The organism is Janthinobacterium pasteuri (genome assembly GCF_051380775.1).
Lineage (GTDB): Bacteria > Pseudomonadota > Gammaproteobacteria > Burkholderiales > Burkholderiaceae_D > Janthinobacterium.
In genome coordinates this window covers 83,920-101,181 of the sequence record NZ_JBNYXS010000008.1, presented here as the reverse complement: position 1 = coordinate 101,181, position 17,262 = coordinate 83,920, and the positions used below count along the sequence as shown (strand labels likewise).

The window sequence follows — 17,262 nt, the reverse complement described above, 5'->3', positions numbered from 1 at the left end:
CCTTTATGGACCGGCTTAGTCTACGGATTCAATCGCTCATCAGATTGTCCGCTTAGGTCTGAAGCCATCTCGCAATGGGTGATGAAGAACCGGATGTTTCTTTCGGACGTAGTTCATCTGATGCTGGCTCAGGCTTTCCTGTATCGCGGATGTGGGTTGTGCTCACAGCCCTGACCAAGCGGGTCGCTTCGGAACTGCCTGCAGCAGCCACTATCGATTCTTCCCGTCCACTTCTAGATCTCAGCCATGACGAGATTGCATGGATCTGCTGTTCGACGTCACCTGCTGGATGACCTATCTCCGCGATGTATCGCTCCAAGGCCAGGCGCACGAGCTTACCTCGTTCGCGCACTGGCGTCATCGCCAACAGCGTGTGAACGTCCGGTGCCTCCTGAAAAGTCAGGCTGATTCGGACCGTGATCTCGGTACCGATTTTCGGCGGCTTATCCATTGGTGTCGACATGGCAGATCCCTGGATCAGGACTGCAGCAGTGACAGCAGGCCCAGACGGCAGAAGCCTTCCGCGACCATCATCCGCGGTTCGTCGCTGGTCACAGCATTGGGATATCGTTGTTTGAGTCCATCAAGAAGAATTTCAGCACCTCCACCGCCAATGATGATGCCGTCCAATACGGCTGCTTTTTGGCCAAATACGCGGTTGGCTTCATCCATGACGACGGCTTCGAAGCCTGCTTTCGCCTGATTGAGCAAGGGAGAGACGTCGACGCGCTGCCCGAAGTGTTTGATGCTTCCGCTACGCACTGCCGCATCGACCACGTCCAGTGATGTTGGCAGCTTGGCCTGCGCCAGTGCGCTGGACATGCCGTCGTAGACCAGATGCATGCCTGCGCACGATATGGCCGCATATTCCATCATGGAGCCGCGATCGCACAGCGCGAAGTCGGTTGTGTAGTGGCCGATCTCGATGACGCCCCAGGCCTCGTTGTCGAGATCTCGCTGTGGATGGAGACAACCGTTATTCTGGATCGAGAGCCACTGCAGCGGTGCATCCGCCTGGCTCTGCACCATCACCCTGAGCGTTTGGCCTGGCAGAAGGCGTGGTGTCAGCAAAGCCACGATGCGGTCGCGCAGCGTGTCGCGCTGCGGCCCTACGAACTTGGCTGGCAAACCCATCACCAGATGCACCCTTGCCGAAGGATTGCCAAATGCCTGCATGGCCTTGCGCCATGCTCCCAGCACCAATGCATCGTGCTGGGGGCTCTCGATCCAATCCGCGTTTTGTCCTGTGTACACTTCCGAGCGGCCTTGCCGCAACGCGGTATCGCCGAAGAAGTATCTGCGCCCATCCACCTCGACAGTCTCGAGTTCAGCTTTTTGTCGTGTTTGCTCGTTCGTCAGCGTGATTGCGGGGATAACGACAGTGGGGATCTGAAACGAATGACGCTCGGCTGGCGAAGCCAGCGAGGCTGCGCGTATTTTGAACATTGAGTGGCCGCCATCGATTGCGATTGAGATGTTTTCCATTTAAAACTCCAAGTGTCAGTGAAAGATTTAATGTAAAGCGCAAGCCGGCGTGCGCAAGTCAGGTTTCTATCGCGACCATGAGCCGCAACCGGAACCAGAAAGCAGTCCGTGTCGAATATCGAGGTTCGAAAATGCGCCGTCATTAGCTATCACCAGGTGCGGAAATCCAGACAGGCGGCACTGCAAACAATGTTTCTTGACACGCTAGCCACGCTTGGATAAAGTAGCCAGCGTCGGCCTTTCGGCATTTTTATAGATTAATTTTCAAGTTGTTCTGTCCACTGAGAGAGAACAGCTTTCCGCAACGCCAAGCGTTTGGCATCGCTCGCTTTCATCCGATCGCTAGCACTAATCACCATCAAAAAATCAGCTCTTATCTGGCCTAGTCTTGTCTGCAAGGCTCTACAGGCAGGTACAGAGTGATCCCCAAAACGTGTCGTCATCGGCTTTTCAGCGCAATGGCAGGGAAAACTCGATCACAGATCGGCGTTCCTGCTTGAGTCGTTAGGGCGGACGGCCACGCTATAGCCATATCTCCATTCGCTCTTCGCTCCGAAGAGCACCAGCCTCCAATACTTCAACTGCAAACATCGTGATCGGGCTAGTCACCCCTCAGGCCGCTTGTGCTCGTTCGCACGGCACCTATGAATCTCACGCCAGCTCCCACTGGTTTCCCCGCCACCTAGAGGCGCGCATCCTCACGCCCGGACTTGTTCCAGGAATGCGCAGCGAGAAACCGCTTTAACGTTCAGTTCTCTTCCTCGGAAGAGAGACCGATTACCGCAAGGGATCGGCGTATTCGTGATTGGCAGTAAGGCTCACGGATGCGAAATCGGTTTATTTACGACGGGCGCCTTACCCCCGCCGCATCGAGATGCCAATGCTTCCGCCTCCGGCGATAAGCAGTATGGATAGTTTCTTGGAGCGCTAAATGTGGAAGCAAAAAGTGAACGCGATTATGGATTCGGCCGGCACCCGTCGAGTAAATGGCAAGGTGGCGTCCGAACGAACCCAGACACTAACGAAGGAAGTCGTAAACGCAGCGGGCCGACGGCTGCACGAGCTCGGCTACAAGATTCAGGACCCGAAGAACCTGGGGGAGCGGCACATCGACGTACTCGTGAAGGATTCGTGGTACTGCAAACAAAAGAAGATCAAGACCATTCAGAACGAGCTTTCCCGCCTGCGCGTGTTTTGCGCGATGCTTGGCAAGCCAGGGATGGTAGGCGCCGTGCAGAAATATCTCCCGGATGTGGACCCGCAGTTGTTGAAGGTCCGCACGGCCGCGCAAACAACGAAGTCGTGGTCTGGACAAGGGATTGACCTGGTAACGAAATTTGAAGAGGTGGACGAGCGCGATCGCCGACTCGGTTTGATGCTGCGCCTGGAGCTCGGCTTCGGTCTGCGCCGCGAAGAAGTATTGAAATGCAATCCGCACGCCCAGGACTTTGGCCAATACCTGCAGGTCTTTCCAGGAATGGGGAAGGGGGGGCGCTGGCGCAATATCCAGATCACGTCAAGCGCGCAGCGCGCGCTACTCGATTACGTCAAGGTGCGTGTCGCCAAAAATAAACCGCTTGGGTGGGAGTACTCGGAAACCGGCAAGGCCGTCACCCTCGAGCAAAACATTCGACGGTATGAAAATTTGATGACGTCGCTTGGATTCACTAAGGCCGACGCCGGCGTAACCGGGCACGGCCTACGAGCGCAGTTCGCCGAGAACCAAGCATTACTGCTTGGACTGATGCCGCCCACGATGGGTGGAGACGCAGGGCAGTTGAATGGCGACGGAGTGGGTGTAGTGAAGGCGAAGGTGGCGCAAGCGTTAGGACACAACCGGCCGTCCGTCACTAGCGCTTACATCGGTTCGTTCAAGGCTGGCGGATGCGGCCAGGCGGACGATCAAGGTGTGGAGACCATTCAGAAAGCGCTGCGAATTCTTGAGGTGGTCGGATTGCCGGATGTCCCCGCCGAGCGGGTGAGCGACTGCCGATTGATCGTAAACACTATGACCGTCCTTGGCCTCGACGTGCCTGAAAAGCAGATTCATATGCTGTGGGCGAAGAACTCCCGTCGCAACGGCGTGGAGTGGATGACACCGGAACGCGAAATCCCACTTGCGCTGCGCGCCACGGCTGAGGCCCTGTTAATAGATTTTTTGTTGTAAAACCAAGAGGAGAAGTAGATTGGATAGTAATAAAAAAGCGATTGTCGACCAAAGCGCCTTGGATCTGTTTGAACACGAATGCCCTATGGTTCGAACGCATTCGTATCCTTTTTCGTGGGGACTGTTGAGCGAATCTGTTACCGAAGGAGTGAAGGAGGAAATGGGCCTTCCGTGCGTCGAATTTGAGTTTGCGGCGCGCGACGTATCGCTGGCATTCCCGGGTCGCTGGCACCTCGTGGACCTATTTACTTGGTTGTACTATTGGCATCCACTTCGGCATCGTATTATTGTCCCTAACGAAGAGGGTATTATTTTCAACATGTCAGTCATTTCCTTCAGAGCAAAGGGCGAGCATGCGGTCAAGACTCTCAGGGCTTGGCTGGTCAAGGTTTATATACCGTTGATTTGGCCCGACCTGCTGCGCGAAGCGATGAGGATTGTCACGGAGAAAAAGGCAAGCCTGACGAGCCCGCAATCGCTCGACGAACTCATCGCAGATCGGGCTCGCTACTTGGGCGAGGACCCGAAATCGCTCTCATTTTACAAAGCCAACATGCAAATAAGATGAATACATGATATTCAGCCTGCTGGCACTGCTGCTGATGACTTGCCGCGCAGGCTGACTCTCTGAAATGTTAAACATACGCTTACCAAGGTTAAAATCCTGTTTTTTTTCGTGTTGCTGCCCGATGCGCGGCCGCGCCGTCTGCGAGGTACCCGGTCAGGCTGGTGGCATCCGTTGAAGGGCTTCCGCTGAGGCAATTAGGCCGTCCAGAATTCTGTCGGCCACTTTCTCCGAAAATCCCACAGGCAGTTCGCTGCGCACTTTGTCGACAATGGCAGGTGTGCGGGCAATGAAATCGAGCAGGAGCGGTTCGGCGTCCGCGCCATAGCCGACCGCTTTTGCAGTGCTATTGAAGTGTCGCCGCTGTATGCCATGCGCGAGGTAATGCCGGTTGCTTCCGAGTAGCGCCATCGCCATCTTGAGTTTGCGTTCGGCCCACTGGTTGGGACCAGGGCCGATCACAGGATAGCCGGACATCACATCATAGATGGGCGTCAGCTTGAACCGGCCGGCGCCCGCGAGTAGCTGGATACTGAAGTTTTTAGCGTGACCATCGGGTGCGCGCAGCATCCAGAATAGAAGTTGGGAGGCCATCAGCGTGTACATGTCGGCAGCGCTCTGCTGCGATTGCTGCAGTAAGGTAAACATCTGTTTTAGCCCCGGCCCACCGTCATTTTCGTATTTCAGCAGCGGTGATGTTCCCGTTGCCTGGCAAAAATCCTCCTGAACCAGCCGGAATAGCTGCTTGTCATCGTTTGATCGTACGCGGTCAAAACGCTCGACGACGAGCACCCGCTGCTCGCCGAAGGTCGCAATCTCGGCATTTGCCGTGGGCAGCCCGTACTCCTTGAACAGCCGCAGGCATAGCCACTCGTTATCGACCGACGTGCTGAAGTCGGCTTTTTTTCCGCCTACCATCCCGATCGGAAGCTTGAAGATGTGCGTTGTGGGCGTAGCGCCACGCGGCTTCATCCATTTCCCATCCCACCACAAGAAGGCGTCTTTCTCTTGCGCGCCAGCCAGCGAAATGCGGAAATCATCGTCGGCGTCATCGGTGGCGCCGTGTCGCTCCGAGCTGACCACCTCGAGCAGGTGCCGCTCGATGTCCTCCTCGTCAAGTGCGATGCCATCGACCTGGGCCAGTCCTTCCGGTTTGCCTCCTTCGGGCAGCAGCTGCAAGGCGCCGACGCAGTCCCGGCCGATAGCCGCGAGCAGGTCGAACGGTTCGAGAGAGCCTGTCTTGAACCGGGTCGCAACGCGTTTGCGAATGATGTCACTGTCCGGCAGCAAGCCCTCAAAGTAGTTTGCAACACTGGCACCCTTGAGCGGTTCATTGCGTAGATTGAACGGCAGCGACAGCGAGATCGGGCGCCCGAGCCTTGAGCTTTGCCAGGACGCATCGTACTGGAGTTCGGAGTCGCCGTTGGCCTTGACCGTCCAGCGTCCTACATAGTCGCCATTTGCCCAAAGATGGAGCGTCTGGCTGTGTGAGCGGCGGCCCATGATTACCACTCGGCCGAATTGCTTGTGGTGGAGGTATCGCGCTCGCCCAACTGCAGCTCCAGCTCGAGTGCGGAGCACCAGCTGAGTAACTGCTTGACACTGATTTCGTCAGGATGACTCTCCAGGTAGGAGATGCGATTCTGGCTCAAGCCGACACGCGTACCTACAGTCGCCTGGGTGATCTTATGCCGTTTGCGGGTCGATGCGAGCAACTGGCCGAGCTGCGACGCCGTGAGGAGACGGTGGGTGGTGGGTGAGAAGGACATGTGTGGTATCCGTTATTCAGATATATCAATATTATCTGAAATGCAGATAAAGTCAAGATATCTGAATAACGGATGTATCAGAAATAGCTGAAGGACAGATAAAGCGGGGAAGAGATAACGAACAGTTGGCCGGAAGATGCTGCAGATTCTCCTCGTGTTTCACCGAGGTATGTGAGGTACCAAGGCCGCCTATCAGGTGACGGTCGGCCTTGGCTGTTCAATCAGTCGTAAAAAATGTATTCAGTCTCATCAGGTTGGAGTTTCAGCAGAAGCCTGGTGTACTTTGCCTGAAGAATCGCGGCGCTGATCGATACCACAAAGAATAGTGCAGTAATCGCGAGAATGTCCGCCCAAGAGTCGTTGAAGAATATCGCGATCAGCATGATGACCGCGAGGAAGCCGAAAACCCGACACACAATTGTGAGGAGCATTTTCACTAGCGGATGGAAATAAAGTAACAAATAGAAAGCGCTACTTTTCATTGATCACCTTCCTTCTTGTCCTTTGTCTTCGATCTTCTGAAACGAGAAATCACGGCTATGGCCAGGCGACGAATCAGGCGTGTCACTATGGTGAACGGTTCGAAAAAAAGGTGGATGTCGTCGATCGCTACTTTTTTAATATGCTCAATAAGTTTGTTCATTTTTTTGTCTTCATGATGTTCAGGGTGAAACCACTATGTCCGGACTTCGCCAACCTCGTTCATGGCTTGGTATCCTTATGGCAGGAGAGCTGCGAGTACGTGGATCCTTCAGAAAAACGCGTCTTACAGGCTGAGGAAATCGCGAATCGAATTCCTGCCACAACTCCCTCGGACTGGATTGCCTTTGCCACCTCTTGGACGTCGGCTCGATATTCCAGGTTGAGCAAGGTGAGCGTTTGGTGGCGTGAGTGGAAGCAAAACATAATCTTCTCGAGTGAAGCTTTGGACCAGAAATGCTGGTGAGCCCAACGATTGATGTTCCACCACAGGACCCGGCCGTCGCCTTTGCCATTGAGGTAGGCCTTCACAGATCGGCGATCTTCTTTCGCCCAGTCGGTAGTAAAAATGGTCAGGTTCATGACTTTATCGGTACTCATCAAATAACTCCCTTAGTGGGGTTGGTTGAGCGGTATATGTGACCGCGACAAGAGTTATCGTAAGTCCCGTTCTTCCTTGCGCAAGTCGATATCTAAGAGCAGTTCTCGTTCATGGCAAGCCAGAGCTACGGAAGCCGCCGACTGGTTACGGCCATGGCCAACGCTGGTTTCCAGATGGGGCGCCACAAAGTGCGCAGGCTGATGCGCCAGGCGGCCCTGAAGCCCGTCTGGAAGCGTAAATTCGTACATACGACAGATAGCAAACACGGCTTGCCGGTCGCCGCCAATGCGCTGAACCGGCAGTTCAATCCGGCCGGGCTGAATCTCGCTTATGTCAGCGACATCACCTACAGCCGGACCGGCGCTGGATGGCTGTACCTGGCCACCGTCCTCGATCGGTATGCACGCAAGGTGATTGGCTGGGCGATGGCGCCGGACATGCCCGCCAAACTGGTCTGCGATGCCTTGAGCATGGCCATCGGGCAGCGGCAACCCGCGCCGGGATTGATCGTCCATTCGGACCGGGGTAGCCAATATGCCAGCGCGCTGCACCAGGAGATGCTGAGGCGGCACGGTTTCATTTGCAGTATGAGCCGCAAGGGCAATTGTTGGGATAATGCAGTGGCAGAACGCTTCTTCCTGAACCTCAAGATGGAGCGCGTCTGGCCTCGGCAGTATGCCAATCATGCCGAGGCCAGGGCCAACATCACCGATTGCATCGTCGGCTTCTACGACTGCAAGTGTATCAATTCGGCACTGGTCAATCTGCCGCCCACTGTCTACGAACGGAAAATGGCAGCACGTGAACCTATCGTTGTATCCGAAATAACTTGACCACCACAGTATTCAAGTTTTAGCGGCGGCTTTAATGAGGCACGAATGGCGGGTTTGGAGTGCGAATCCAGCCTGTCGTGTGGCGCAATGGATTTTTCATCTGACAACCTGCTATGCTGGGCCGAACGGCCGGGCTCGGCCAAAAGCGGTCACTAGCAAAGCGGGCTACCAACGCCGGAGTAATTGATGGAAATAGAAACGCAATACCTTGGGTGTGCGCCCTGTAGCATGGTTTGGCGAGCGCCGGACGGCCTAGAGGCATGTCCAGAGTGCCAGATGTCAACCAGCGTAAAGAGATTGAAATATGGGGAGCGCTACGCGAACGAACGCACTAACTTTTGCCCTTGTCACCCGCAGATTGCACCGGGCGACTGCATCGTCTGCGATGCGTGTTATCACCACCATAGAGTAAACGGAACATGGCTCAAAGAGGTTAGCGGAAGGCTCCGACACACTAGTAACCGCTCACCTTATCTCACTATTCAAGATAGATCAAAATTTATTTGCTCCGTATGTGGGGCGCGCTCTCCAAGCATATTTCGTGGGGCGCATGCAAAAAACAACTCGCCCTCCAAGCTCATTCAATTAGTGAAGGAGAGGCAAAATGATCATGAAGAATTGGACCGTCAGGCTGAGCTTGAGGAAGCTGAGAGTCGCGAAGGCTCTGAAGCGGCAGAGGCATATTGGTGCGGTCGCGGCGCGTACGAGGAATTCGACGAAAAAACTAGGGAAGACAGCCGATAAGCGAGAATGTTCTGGACGCATTACCGATGGTGAGGCAATGTGTTCAATGCATGGCCACTTCGGGTCAGGTCCGGCCGGTCGAGATTGTCGGTGATTTTTCAGCGCCACAACTTGCTACGCTGACTCAACGGCCGAGTTCGGCCAAAAACGCACGATGACAGCGACTTTTTAAATCGGTCGAAATACGATTCGTCAATAAAATCAAGGCAAAAAACATGGCTCATTTGATTTTGGTAACCATTACCACTGCATCTGTCGTTTCCGGATTTATGTCGGCGGCTGCTTGGCTCTATGCAAGTACGGTAAAAATTAGTCGCGAAGAAGCAGTTGATCAACGAAAAAAGGAAGCGCTTCGAAAGGGCGAAACACCCAATCTTGGGAGTGTCTCGCTCGATGGATGGGACATGTCGGCCACATTTTCTGCTCAATCCAAATGGAATTCATGCGGCGCCGCCTTGGCGGCTTGCGCTGTAGGCCTTCAGGCTCTTGGCCAGGCTCTTGGTTCTGCGTGAGTGATGTTCAGCCCGAATATTTTCTCGTTTAACTAGAATCTCGTGCAGATATGCCTTCATCTGTCAGCTCTGGGTTGCTGGCGGTCGATGATAGCCTGCGTCCGGCCAGTAGCGGTCGTTCTTGAAGCAAAATAGGAAATTCACCAGACGCCAAGGGGTTGGAGATGGATAAAGACTGGATTCTTCAAACAAAAGAAATTCGCCGATCGTTCTCAAACGCGACTTGGATTCCCCTCAGGGAATCCCGTGAAGAAGAGAGAGGCAATGTGAAGGAGATTGGCTACGTTGACGAATATTTCGGATGTGGCTCCGCTGCGTTCCCGCCGGAGCAGCGGGAATTCGCTGAGACGCTAACGTGGAGCGATCTTGGCATCGGTCGAGGCGGGACACCGTACGCTTACGAGGATGGCTACTACGCTTCTGTTGAACAGTACCAATACAACGACAAAGAGCCAATTGGGGTTCGACTCGTTTTCGAGCATCCTCAGCCGGTGGTCGGGGGGACGCTCTGGATTCTCAATCCCGATTTGGTTATTGCTCTGCACCTGATAAAAGATGGACACAATTGGGTGAGGCCAGCAGAAGATTTTGTTGTCGTGGCGCGCGAATTCTTTGATGAGCAAGGAAATCATCGCCTAATCGAGATCAAACGTGAATTCCTGATGGATTATTTGGCGGCCAGGAATCTTTCGCTCCGCCTATCGTATCTTCGCCAACGAGTTGAGAATGTGGCGGCATTGGAGGGCAGTGCATATGAGACCTTAAAGGATCACGAAGAGGAAAGAGACAGCGGACAGTTTGAGCTTTTGATACGCGACTTAGATCATGTTTATGGGGGCAGTTGGTCCTCTTTCCGGGTATGGCGAACGGATGTTGACGAGGATGAAGACGCCCCGGTGATGGGGCCGGAACACAATGACAATACTGGCTATGAGCAAGCTCAGGGCCATCGCAGTGGCTACAGCGGAGTCCGGGTAGAGAGCCAATTTTACCGAAACGAATGGATCGAACATCAAGGGCAGAGTGTGCGTGTTCGGGGGGATGAAGAAAAGAATCTCCCTCAATTCATCGTCGAGACAGATGGAACACGAATGGCATCTGCCGACCTCAACCACGAAGAGATTGGCCGATGGCTCTGGTTTCGTCCCGCCATTGTCAATGAGCTTCTCAACCATCGCGCCTTTTCCCTGAGTTGGGCCACGGCTGAAACAGGTGGCATCCATTCCACATCTGGTTATGTGGTGCACTTTGGGATTAACTCCTCTGATTTAATTACGGTCTATGCTCACGACGTTGCTCGCCTTGCCCCATGGGAGCAGCACATTTGGGCTGCCCATAATGTTGTCCCCGATGGGAAAGTTTCTGGTGAATTGCTAGCGTCGCAAGTAAAAGTCAAACCGGCGACCACACACGCTGTTGAAGAATTGCTGTTCGTTTCCATGCGGTTGCTACAGAATGGCTTCCGGCAGAAGTTCAATGTTAGCCTGTACACGCACGACATAGACGATACGGCAGTGATGCAACAAATTTCCCGTTTCGTAAGCAAGGATCAAGCGTCATTGCTGCGATTAGCGAAAGATATTGTCCGCGTGTTCTCAGAGCGACTTGATGTGCGCGCGCTTCGCAAGCTTTCGACTCATGCAGACAAGGAAAAGCTTGGTTCGAACAAGCTCCTTCAAGATGTCTTGGCTCAGAGGGTAGGTCCTGAGAAAGCTCGCCTAGTGTTTGGTCCGATTGCTGGCGCTTACGACATGCGATTGGGTGATGCACATCCGACCAGTTCCAAAATAACAGATGCGTTAAAGCTGGCTGAAATTGATGAGGATCATTCGTTTTTTAGGCAAGGTGAGCGGCTCATTCTCAACTTCGGCCGCTCGGTTTGGTGGATCGGAAAACTGCTCTTCGAGCAGCCGGAAGGACAGGATTAGTAGTTCTAAGGGGCGCCGGTAGAAGCCGGTTTCACGATACGCATCACGCACACACGCGAGACGTCGTCGTCCCGAGCCAAGGCGCTTATCGACTCGCCGGCTTTGAACCGTGAAATCATCGCCGTCCGCTGGTCATCCGTCGTGCTGGCTGGGTGCCCTAAGGTCTTGGCGCCGTGCTCCAGGCCAGTACACGGGCGGCGATCTCCGCCGGCACGCCGCTGGCCGCGAGCATGCATGAGGCCTCCAGCCAGGTGATTGAAGGGCTTGTCGTGGTTCCGGAAAAATCTCTACCCAAAACCAAGTAACGGGCGAGAAGCAACAGCTGCTTTAGCTCCGTTCATTCGGATCGGTGACTTTCAAGAACCGAAATGGGATAGATTTCGCTACCCGTTTTCTCCTGTTATTTTAAAAAATGAGCCCTGATCTCGTTTCCAATTTTCTCTGACAGACGTTTGGCCAAGGTTGGCTGGATGTCAGCATTGGTCGAATGCAGCCTGCCGATGCAGCCGCTAGATTTTCACTCTGACAACCTGCTATGCTGGTCCGAACTGCCGGATTCGGCCAAAAGCTGACTTTCGGCAATGCTAACGCAGTAAAAATGGAAGGATGGGAATGCCTGGAGTGCAGTCGCGCGAAAGGCTTGGCTGATGGCGATCGGTCGTAGAGCGAACACTTGGTTGGCTCCATCGATTTCGCCGACTACGTATCCTCTTTGAACGTCGAACCGACATTCACTCGGCTTTCCTCTCGCTAGCCTGCACGCTCATCTGTTGGAGGTATATCGAGAGGTTTGCTAGGCGTTCTTAATTCGAGCGGAAGATCTGACGATGCCAAGCTAACAAACGACGCTCGTAAAGCGCTCTCATAGCTAATGCTGAGTGCTCACAATAAGGACCCTCGTCGACGTCCAGTGTTCGCGACAATTTAATATCTTTCTTGCGACAAACTTGCTATTCTCCCGTAATCACAGGACGCAGTTAACTATGCGACCCAAACGTAGAGTCGCCTCCCCAAAATATGCGTTCTTCTTTTCAACGGCGGGTCGTCGAAAATCAAACGCGGGACGAGATTAAAATTTTATCGGTGGCTGAAATTGTAAAAATCTCGTTACTTTTCATGGACGTGTAGATAGATCCGTTATGGCGCTGTTCAATAGCGGAAATCAGCAATAATAACCGACTGATGCATAGATTTATTTGAAACTAATTTATGAATGAACTGGCCATCGAAAAGTATAGAGCATTAAAAGAAAAGGCAATCCTAACGCGCGTCTATGGCCACTTTTCTAAGATGGGCTACGTCCATGATCCGGGAACTGGACTTATTGCGCCGCAGCATTCAAAGGACCAAATCCGATTATTACACGGGATTCAAAAGGACCATCTTTTAGGAGGGAACTCCAAATTTATAAGTGTAAACTTACCTAAATTGCTGCCATATTTCGCATCTGGCAAAGACATTGATCCCTTAAAAATTATCCCTCGATTAGAACTAGTAAAAAGCCATACATGGCAAGCTTCGCTATTTAAAATGGCCAGCCTCACCTGGTCAGTTCCTGTTTCGCGTGGCTACGGGCGACGGATGCGTTTCCTGGTTTGGGATCAGCATAACGAGAAACTGATAGGGATATTCGCACTTGGCGACCCAGTGTTTAACTTGGCGGTACGCGACGGATACATTGGATGGAGTGGAGAAGAAAGGAAACAGCGTCTCGTAAATATTATGGACGCGTTCGTATTAGGCTCCGTTCCTCCCTATAACATTTTGCTGGGCGGTAAGCTCGTTGGTTGCCTGCCGCGCAGTCTTGAGGTCTATCAAGAATTTAACCGGAAATACAATCATAGCACCGGGATACTTTCTAAAGAGAACAAGAAAGCAAATTTAATAGCTGTTACGACGTCGTCATCTTTGGGGCGGTCTTCGATTTACAATCGACTAAAGCTCGATTCGGATCATTATTTTAAGAGTCTAGGGTATACTAGAGGGTGGGGACATTTCCACATTCCTGATCCAATATTTTTCGAGCTACGATCTTATCTCAGAGAACTTGGGCATAGCTATGCGGATAGTCACTCCTTTGAAGACGGAAGTAATTGGCGGCTACGCAACATTCGTGCGGCATTCTCCAAACTTGGAATTACAGACGATTTATTACGTCACGGTGTAAGGCGAGAAGTTTTTATTTCTGAGCTAGCAACAAACGCAATTTCCATATTAAAAGATGGTGCCGATGCGCCTCCCGATATTCGCAATCTTAGAAACATTTCAGAAATCGGTCAACTTGCGTTGGAGCGCTGGATAATACCAAGATCAAGAACACGAGACGATTACAAAAGCTGGACTTTGTCAGACCTCGCCTCTTTATTTTTCCGCGAGTCGCTTCGAAATACTGAACTCTTCTGAATGAAGCCAAATAATTTATAACAAGAGGGAGTGAAAATGATCGGTGAAGCGAATCGTGACTTGCTAAATTCATACTTAGATGCAAGCCGTTTTAGTGAGGGAATCTATGTGGTCGGGGTAACTCAAACAGGCGTAACTGTTTACAATCAACAAGTACGGTCACTAAACCTTACCTATGTTCTGACGCAGAATAATCTTATAAACGCGGCAAATCCAAAAATTGCGATCATTGGTGGGGGCATTGCTGGGATTACGGCGGCTTCGAGCTTTATTTTGAAACATCCATCATGCGAAGTAAGCTTATTTGAGCAACATGCTGATCTGTGTCCTCTGCAGCAAGGTTCGGACTCTCGCTGGCTTCATCCCAATATCTATGAGTGGCCGGACTTCGGTAGCCGTCAGCCTACAGCCACGCTCCCCTTTCTCACATGGCGAGAAGGTCGAGCCTCAGACGTTGCGTCACAGATTTTGAAACAGTTTGCTAAACTTTATGAAGACGTAGGATCACAGCGCATGGAAGTTTTCCTTGACGTCAAGGAGCTTAAGATTTCCGATCCGCGCAAGATTTCTTGGGTAGGGTATGAAACCGAAGCATCAAAAGGGTTTTTCCAGAAAAAGCGCAGTCTCGGAGAATCAAAATCGTTTGATTTGATAGTTATTACAACGGGCTTCGGCCGTGAAAATTCTGGACCTTATGGCGTCAAAAGATTGTATTGGCAGAATGACGATTTAAGTAAACCACGAATTACAAATGAGGCGCGCACCTATATTATCTCTGGTGCCGGTGATGGAGCACTTGTCGATCTATTAAGGCTTACCGTTGAAAGGTTTCGCCAGGACAGGATTGTCTATGAAATCTTCGGTGCGCAGCCTGAACAATTAGAAGCTGAGCTGCGCAAAGCACTACGAGCCAGGCAAGTGAAGAAAACATATTGGATGATATTCCAAGATCTCTTGGCGGGAGCGAGGCTAGAATCGGCTCTTGAACTTTTGCGCGTAAGACTTAGAAAAGATACGCGCGTCATATTGCATCTCGCCGGGCCTAAAGGGGAATGTCGTAGCCTTGAGTCAGCTCTAGAGCAGAAAAGCTCAGTGCTAAATAAGCTACTGGTGTTTCTTCTTTATCGATGCGGAGCTTTCATTCCCAGTTTTGCGCTCCTAGACGAAGTCGCTGGGAATTATCGTCCATCTGATGAAGATATCATTTGCCGACATGGCACGAAGCCAATCGATGTGCTAAAAAATATTTTTCATGATCCATTGCCAGAACCCACATTAAAACGCTTGATAGATGGAACCCAACAGTCAAATATACTTTGGCCGGCGGGCTGGTTTCCAACTTTTCCGGGAGCGAAATTATGAACACAAACCGTGATACATACGAAGACATAGCTGAAACCACTCAGTTATTGGTTATCCCATTTCTCGCCGGTATCGCGGGCATACTGAGTGTATGGGGAAAGCAGACTGGCTACCGGGTAACACTTCATCGTACAATGTGTCGACATGATAAGGTTTATCTGCAACAGACCGTGAATTACATTGCATCGTCGAAGGAGGCCGAGCGCGGTTCAGGGCGAATATTCCCTGTAGACCGCGGTATTATAGGTGCAGCTTTTCGCAGCCAAAAGATGCATCATACCGCTCAATTTTCTTCCGACGAGGCACTGGTCGCAGCGTTGGGGGAAGATATGCGTGGTAGCGGAGATGAGAGATCAATCGACGACGTCGCGTACTCGTATCTCGCTATACCTTTTCTTGGCAGGCCAGACAGTGTGACCCCAAGTAAGGATAACGATAAACTTGTTTCGTTAGCGGTGCTATACGCGGAGTGTTATAAAGAGAACATTTTTTCTGATAGCGCATTGCTGCGGCTTCTTTCTGCGCAGTGCAATCAATTTTCTGAGCAACTAGACCGCATTGAGGGAGCCACCCTGTCACACATAAGAAATTTTTCTTATCCAATCTATGACAAATCGCTCGAACTGTCCGGAGATAGTCCGTATGTGAAATTAAATAGTATCCCGGATCTTGATTACACACCTCCCGTTTTCAGAAATTTGAAGTCGATTAATTTCCAATTTTACGAGGGAGCGGCCTAACATATGTGTTGGACGGCAGCTGTTTGCCGGTGCGGTCAAAAGTATGGTGTTCGTTACTTCGACATCCCGTCTGGTTATTGAGTAGCTGGTCTATTAAACGAGATGTTAAGCGAATTTAAACGTACAACGTCGGGTCCGAAGACGTACCCCTGTATACTGCTGGGTACCAGTCCGCGCCGCCTTCAAATCTAAGTGCGCCAAACAAAACCTCTTACTTGCTCCGATAGCAACAACCTCGTGCGCTGACCCTTGCCATCGATAGTAAGCTTCGCGGCTGCGACTTACTGAGTTTAAAAGTTAGCGACATCGCACAGGGGCGTAGCATCATGGGTAATCCCCCCATTTTTAGAGCGCGCTAAAAGTAGAGGTTAAGCGGCCAGGGCAAGCTTCTGTTTTGGCGTGATGCCGCCAAGTGCCATATTGGGCCGGTCATGATTGTAAGTCCACAGCCAGCGGGTTGCAAAATCCTGGATCTCATCGAGCGTTTCAAACAGGTGATGGGCCAACCAATCGTAGCGCACCGTGCGGTTATAGCGCTCGACATAAGCGTTCTGCTGCGGCTGGCCAGGCTGGATGAAGTCGATGCGAATGCCGCGCTTGGCGGCCCAGGCCAACGTCACAGCGCTGATGTACTCCGGGCCGTTATCGCAGCGAATGACTTGGGGTTTGCCACGCCATTCGATGATCCTGTCGAGGGAGCGGATGACGCGTTCGGACGGCAATGAGAAATCAACCTCGATGCCGAGACCCTCACGGTTGTAATCGTCAATCACGTTGAACAAGCGGATGCTACGGCCATCAGCCAGCTGGTCGTGCATGAAGTCCATCGACCAGGTCTGGTTGATTTGTGCAGGCACGGCCAGCGGCAGCGGTTTTTCGCGCACCAGGCGATGTCGCGGCTTGATCCGCAGGTTAAGTTCCAGCTCACGATAGATCCGGTAGACACGCTTGTGGTTCCATTTAAACCCCTTCACGTTGCGCAAATACAGGAAGCACAGGCCGAAGCCCCAGTTGCGCTGGTTGTTGGTCAGGCGTACCAGCCAGTCAGCCACAACAGCATTTTCCGCGTCGAGCTTGGCACGATAGCGATAGCAGGTCTGGCTGATGCCGAACGCATGGCAGGCCAGTCCTATGGTGGCTGAACGCTGGGCCACGGCCCATTGCGCCATCTCCCGCCGCTGAGATGGCGCTACCATTTTTTTGTCAGGGCCTCCGCGACGATCTCGGCTTTCAAACGCTCCTCGGCATACATCTTTTTCAGGCGCCGGTTTTCGTCCTCCAACTCCTTCATGCGGGCCATCAGCGAGGCGTCCATGCCGCCGAACTTGGAGCGCCATTTGTAGAACGTGGCGTTGCTGATGCCGTGTTCGCGGCACAGTTCAGGGACTGGCGAGCCGCCCTCGGCTTGCTTGAGGATGGCGATGATCTGGCTATCGGTAAAACGGGACGTCTTCATGCAGAACTTTCAAAAAATCTGAGTTTGGAAAATTCTACTTTTAAACGCGATCATTTGGTGGGGGGATTACCACACGTTCGCAATCTCGTTCGACAGTGACGATATTATTGGCGCCCAAGCACGCACATTGATTGAAAATAGGACTGTACCGGCTGCCGACGATAGCGAAGAAAAAACGTTCCTGTCGGACGAGACGACCATGGCCGAGATGCTGGCG

15 protein-coding genes and 2 pseudogenes are annotated in these 17,262 nt (G+C 52.3%); 9 read left to right on the top strand and 8 right to left on the bottom strand.

Going from position 1 to position 17,262, the window contains the following annotated elements:
- Positions 1 to 52: 52 nt before the first annotated feature.
- Both ACQ4WN_RS10715 and ACQ4WN_RS10710 read right to left on the bottom strand, forming a co-directional pair.
- Positions 53 to 463 (bottom strand): hypothetical protein, encoded by a 411-nt coding sequence (locus tag ACQ4WN_RS10715; RefSeq protein ID WP_436551520.1) that lies wholly within the window; start codon positions 461 to 463, stop codon positions 53 to 55.
- Positions 464 to 477: 14 nt separating this feature from the next.
- Positions 478 to 1,485, bottom strand: a complete 1,008-nt coding sequence (locus tag ACQ4WN_RS10710) for a ParM/StbA family protein (RefSeq protein ID WP_436551519.1) — start codon at positions 1,483 to 1,485, stop codon at positions 478 to 480.
- 931 nt (positions 1,486 to 2,416) lie between these two features.
- Here ACQ4WN_RS10710 and ACQ4WN_RS10705 point away from each other — a divergent pair.
- Together ACQ4WN_RS10705 and ACQ4WN_RS10700 are read left to right on the top strand one after the other, a co-directional pair.
- The gene (locus tag ACQ4WN_RS10705; protein ID WP_436551518.1) at positions 2,417 to 3,652 is read left to right on the top strand and encodes a phage integrase N-terminal domain-containing protein; all 1,236 of its coding nucleotides are present in this window, start codon (positions 2,417 to 2,419) and stop codon (positions 3,650 to 3,652) included.
- A 19-nt stretch (positions 3,653 to 3,671) separates the two neighbouring features.
- Positions 3,672 to 4,220 (top strand): hypothetical protein, encoded by a 549-nt coding sequence (locus ACQ4WN_RS10700; RefSeq protein ID WP_436551517.1) that lies wholly within the window; start codon positions 3,672 to 3,674, stop codon positions 4,218 to 4,220.
- A 153-nt stretch (positions 4,221 to 4,373) separates the two neighbouring features.
- On the opposite strand, the gene ACQ4WN_RS10695 is transcribed toward ACQ4WN_RS10700, so the two are convergent.
- The 5 genes from ACQ4WN_RS10695 to ACQ4WN_RS10675 form a co-directional block, all read right to left on the bottom strand.
- Positions 4,374 to 5,720: a type II toxin-antitoxin system HipA family toxin gene (locus ACQ4WN_RS10695; RefSeq protein ID WP_436551516.1), complete on the bottom strand. Its 1,347-nt coding sequence runs from the start codon at positions 5,718 to 5,720 to the stop codon at positions 4,374 to 4,376.
- Between the two features lie 2 nt (positions 5,721 to 5,722).
- Entirely contained in the window at positions 5,723 to 5,986 is a 264-nt protein-coding gene (locus ACQ4WN_RS10690) for a helix-turn-helix domain-containing protein (RefSeq protein ID WP_035823794.1), read from the bottom strand.
- A 221-nt stretch (positions 5,987 to 6,207) separates the two neighbouring features.
- Positions 6,208 to 6,468, bottom strand: a complete 261-nt coding sequence (locus tag ACQ4WN_RS10685; protein WP_436551515.1) for a hypothetical protein — start codon at positions 6,466 to 6,468, stop codon at positions 6,208 to 6,210.
- Complete coding sequence (locus tag ACQ4WN_RS10680) at positions 6,465 to 6,629, bottom strand: hypothetical protein (RefSeq protein ID WP_436551514.1); 165 nt, start codon at positions 6,627 to 6,629, stop codon at positions 6,465 to 6,467. Before ACQ4WN_RS10680 ends, ACQ4WN_RS10685 begins: the two co-directional genes overlap by 4 nt.
- 59 nt (positions 6,630 to 6,688) lie before the next feature.
- The gene (locus ACQ4WN_RS10675; protein WP_436551513.1) at positions 6,689 to 7,066 is read right to left on the bottom strand and encodes a hypothetical protein; all 378 of its coding nucleotides are present in this window, start codon (positions 7,064 to 7,066) and stop codon (positions 6,689 to 6,691) included.
- Between the two features lie 99 nt (positions 7,067 to 7,165).
- On the opposite strand from ACQ4WN_RS10675, the pseudogene ACQ4WN_RS10670 reads away from it, so the two are divergent.
- From ACQ4WN_RS10670 to ACQ4WN_RS10640, 7 genes and pseudogenes are all read left to right on the top strand, one after another.
- Positions 7,166 to 7,900, top strand: a pseudogene (locus ACQ4WN_RS10670) (IS3 family transposase); the annotation flags it as partial.
- 959 nt (positions 7,901 to 8,859) lie between these two features.
- Positions 8,860 to 9,156: a hypothetical protein gene (locus ACQ4WN_RS10665; protein WP_436551512.1), complete on the top strand. Its 297-nt coding sequence runs from the start codon at positions 8,860 to 8,862 to the stop codon at positions 9,154 to 9,156.
- Positions 9,157 to 9,320: 164 nt separating this feature from the next.
- Entirely contained in the window at positions 9,321 to 11,084 is a 1,764-nt protein-coding gene (locus ACQ4WN_RS10660; protein ID WP_436551511.1) for a hypothetical protein, read from the top strand.
- Positions 11,085 to 11,732: 648 nt separating this feature from the next.
- Positions 11,733 to 11,891: pseudogene (locus ACQ4WN_RS10655) on the top strand (IS5/IS1182 family transposase); the annotation flags it as partial.
- A 402-nt stretch (positions 11,892 to 12,293) separates the two neighbouring features.
- Complete coding sequence (locus ACQ4WN_RS10650) at positions 12,294 to 13,487, top strand: Druantia anti-phage system protein DruA (RefSeq protein WP_436551510.1); 1,194 nt, start codon at positions 12,294 to 12,296, stop codon at positions 13,485 to 13,487.
- A gap of 36 nt (positions 13,488 to 13,523) precedes the next feature.
- On the top strand, positions 13,524 to 14,849 hold the full coding sequence (locus ACQ4WN_RS10645) for a hypothetical protein (RefSeq protein WP_436551509.1): 1,326 nt from the start codon (positions 13,524 to 13,526) through the stop codon (positions 14,847 to 14,849).
- The gene (locus tag ACQ4WN_RS10640) at positions 14,846 to 15,589 is read left to right on the top strand and encodes a hypothetical protein (RefSeq protein ID WP_436551508.1); all 744 of its coding nucleotides are present in this window, start codon (positions 14,846 to 14,848) and stop codon (positions 15,587 to 15,589) included. The genes ACQ4WN_RS10645 and ACQ4WN_RS10640 overlap by 4 nt, the downstream gene beginning before the upstream one ends.
- Before the next feature lie 368 nt (positions 15,590 to 15,957).
- Here ACQ4WN_RS10640 and ACQ4WN_RS10635 read toward each other — a convergent pair.
- Positions 15,958 to 17,045 (bottom strand): IS3 family transposase gene (locus tag ACQ4WN_RS10635; protein ID WP_436551507.1). Its coding sequence is split into 2 segments (ribosomal slippage): positions 15,958 to 16,793 and positions 16,793 to 17,045, totalling 1,089 coding nucleotides; the frame shifts between segments, so codons are not numbered across the junction.
- Positions 17,046 to 17,262: the final 217 nt, after the last annotated feature.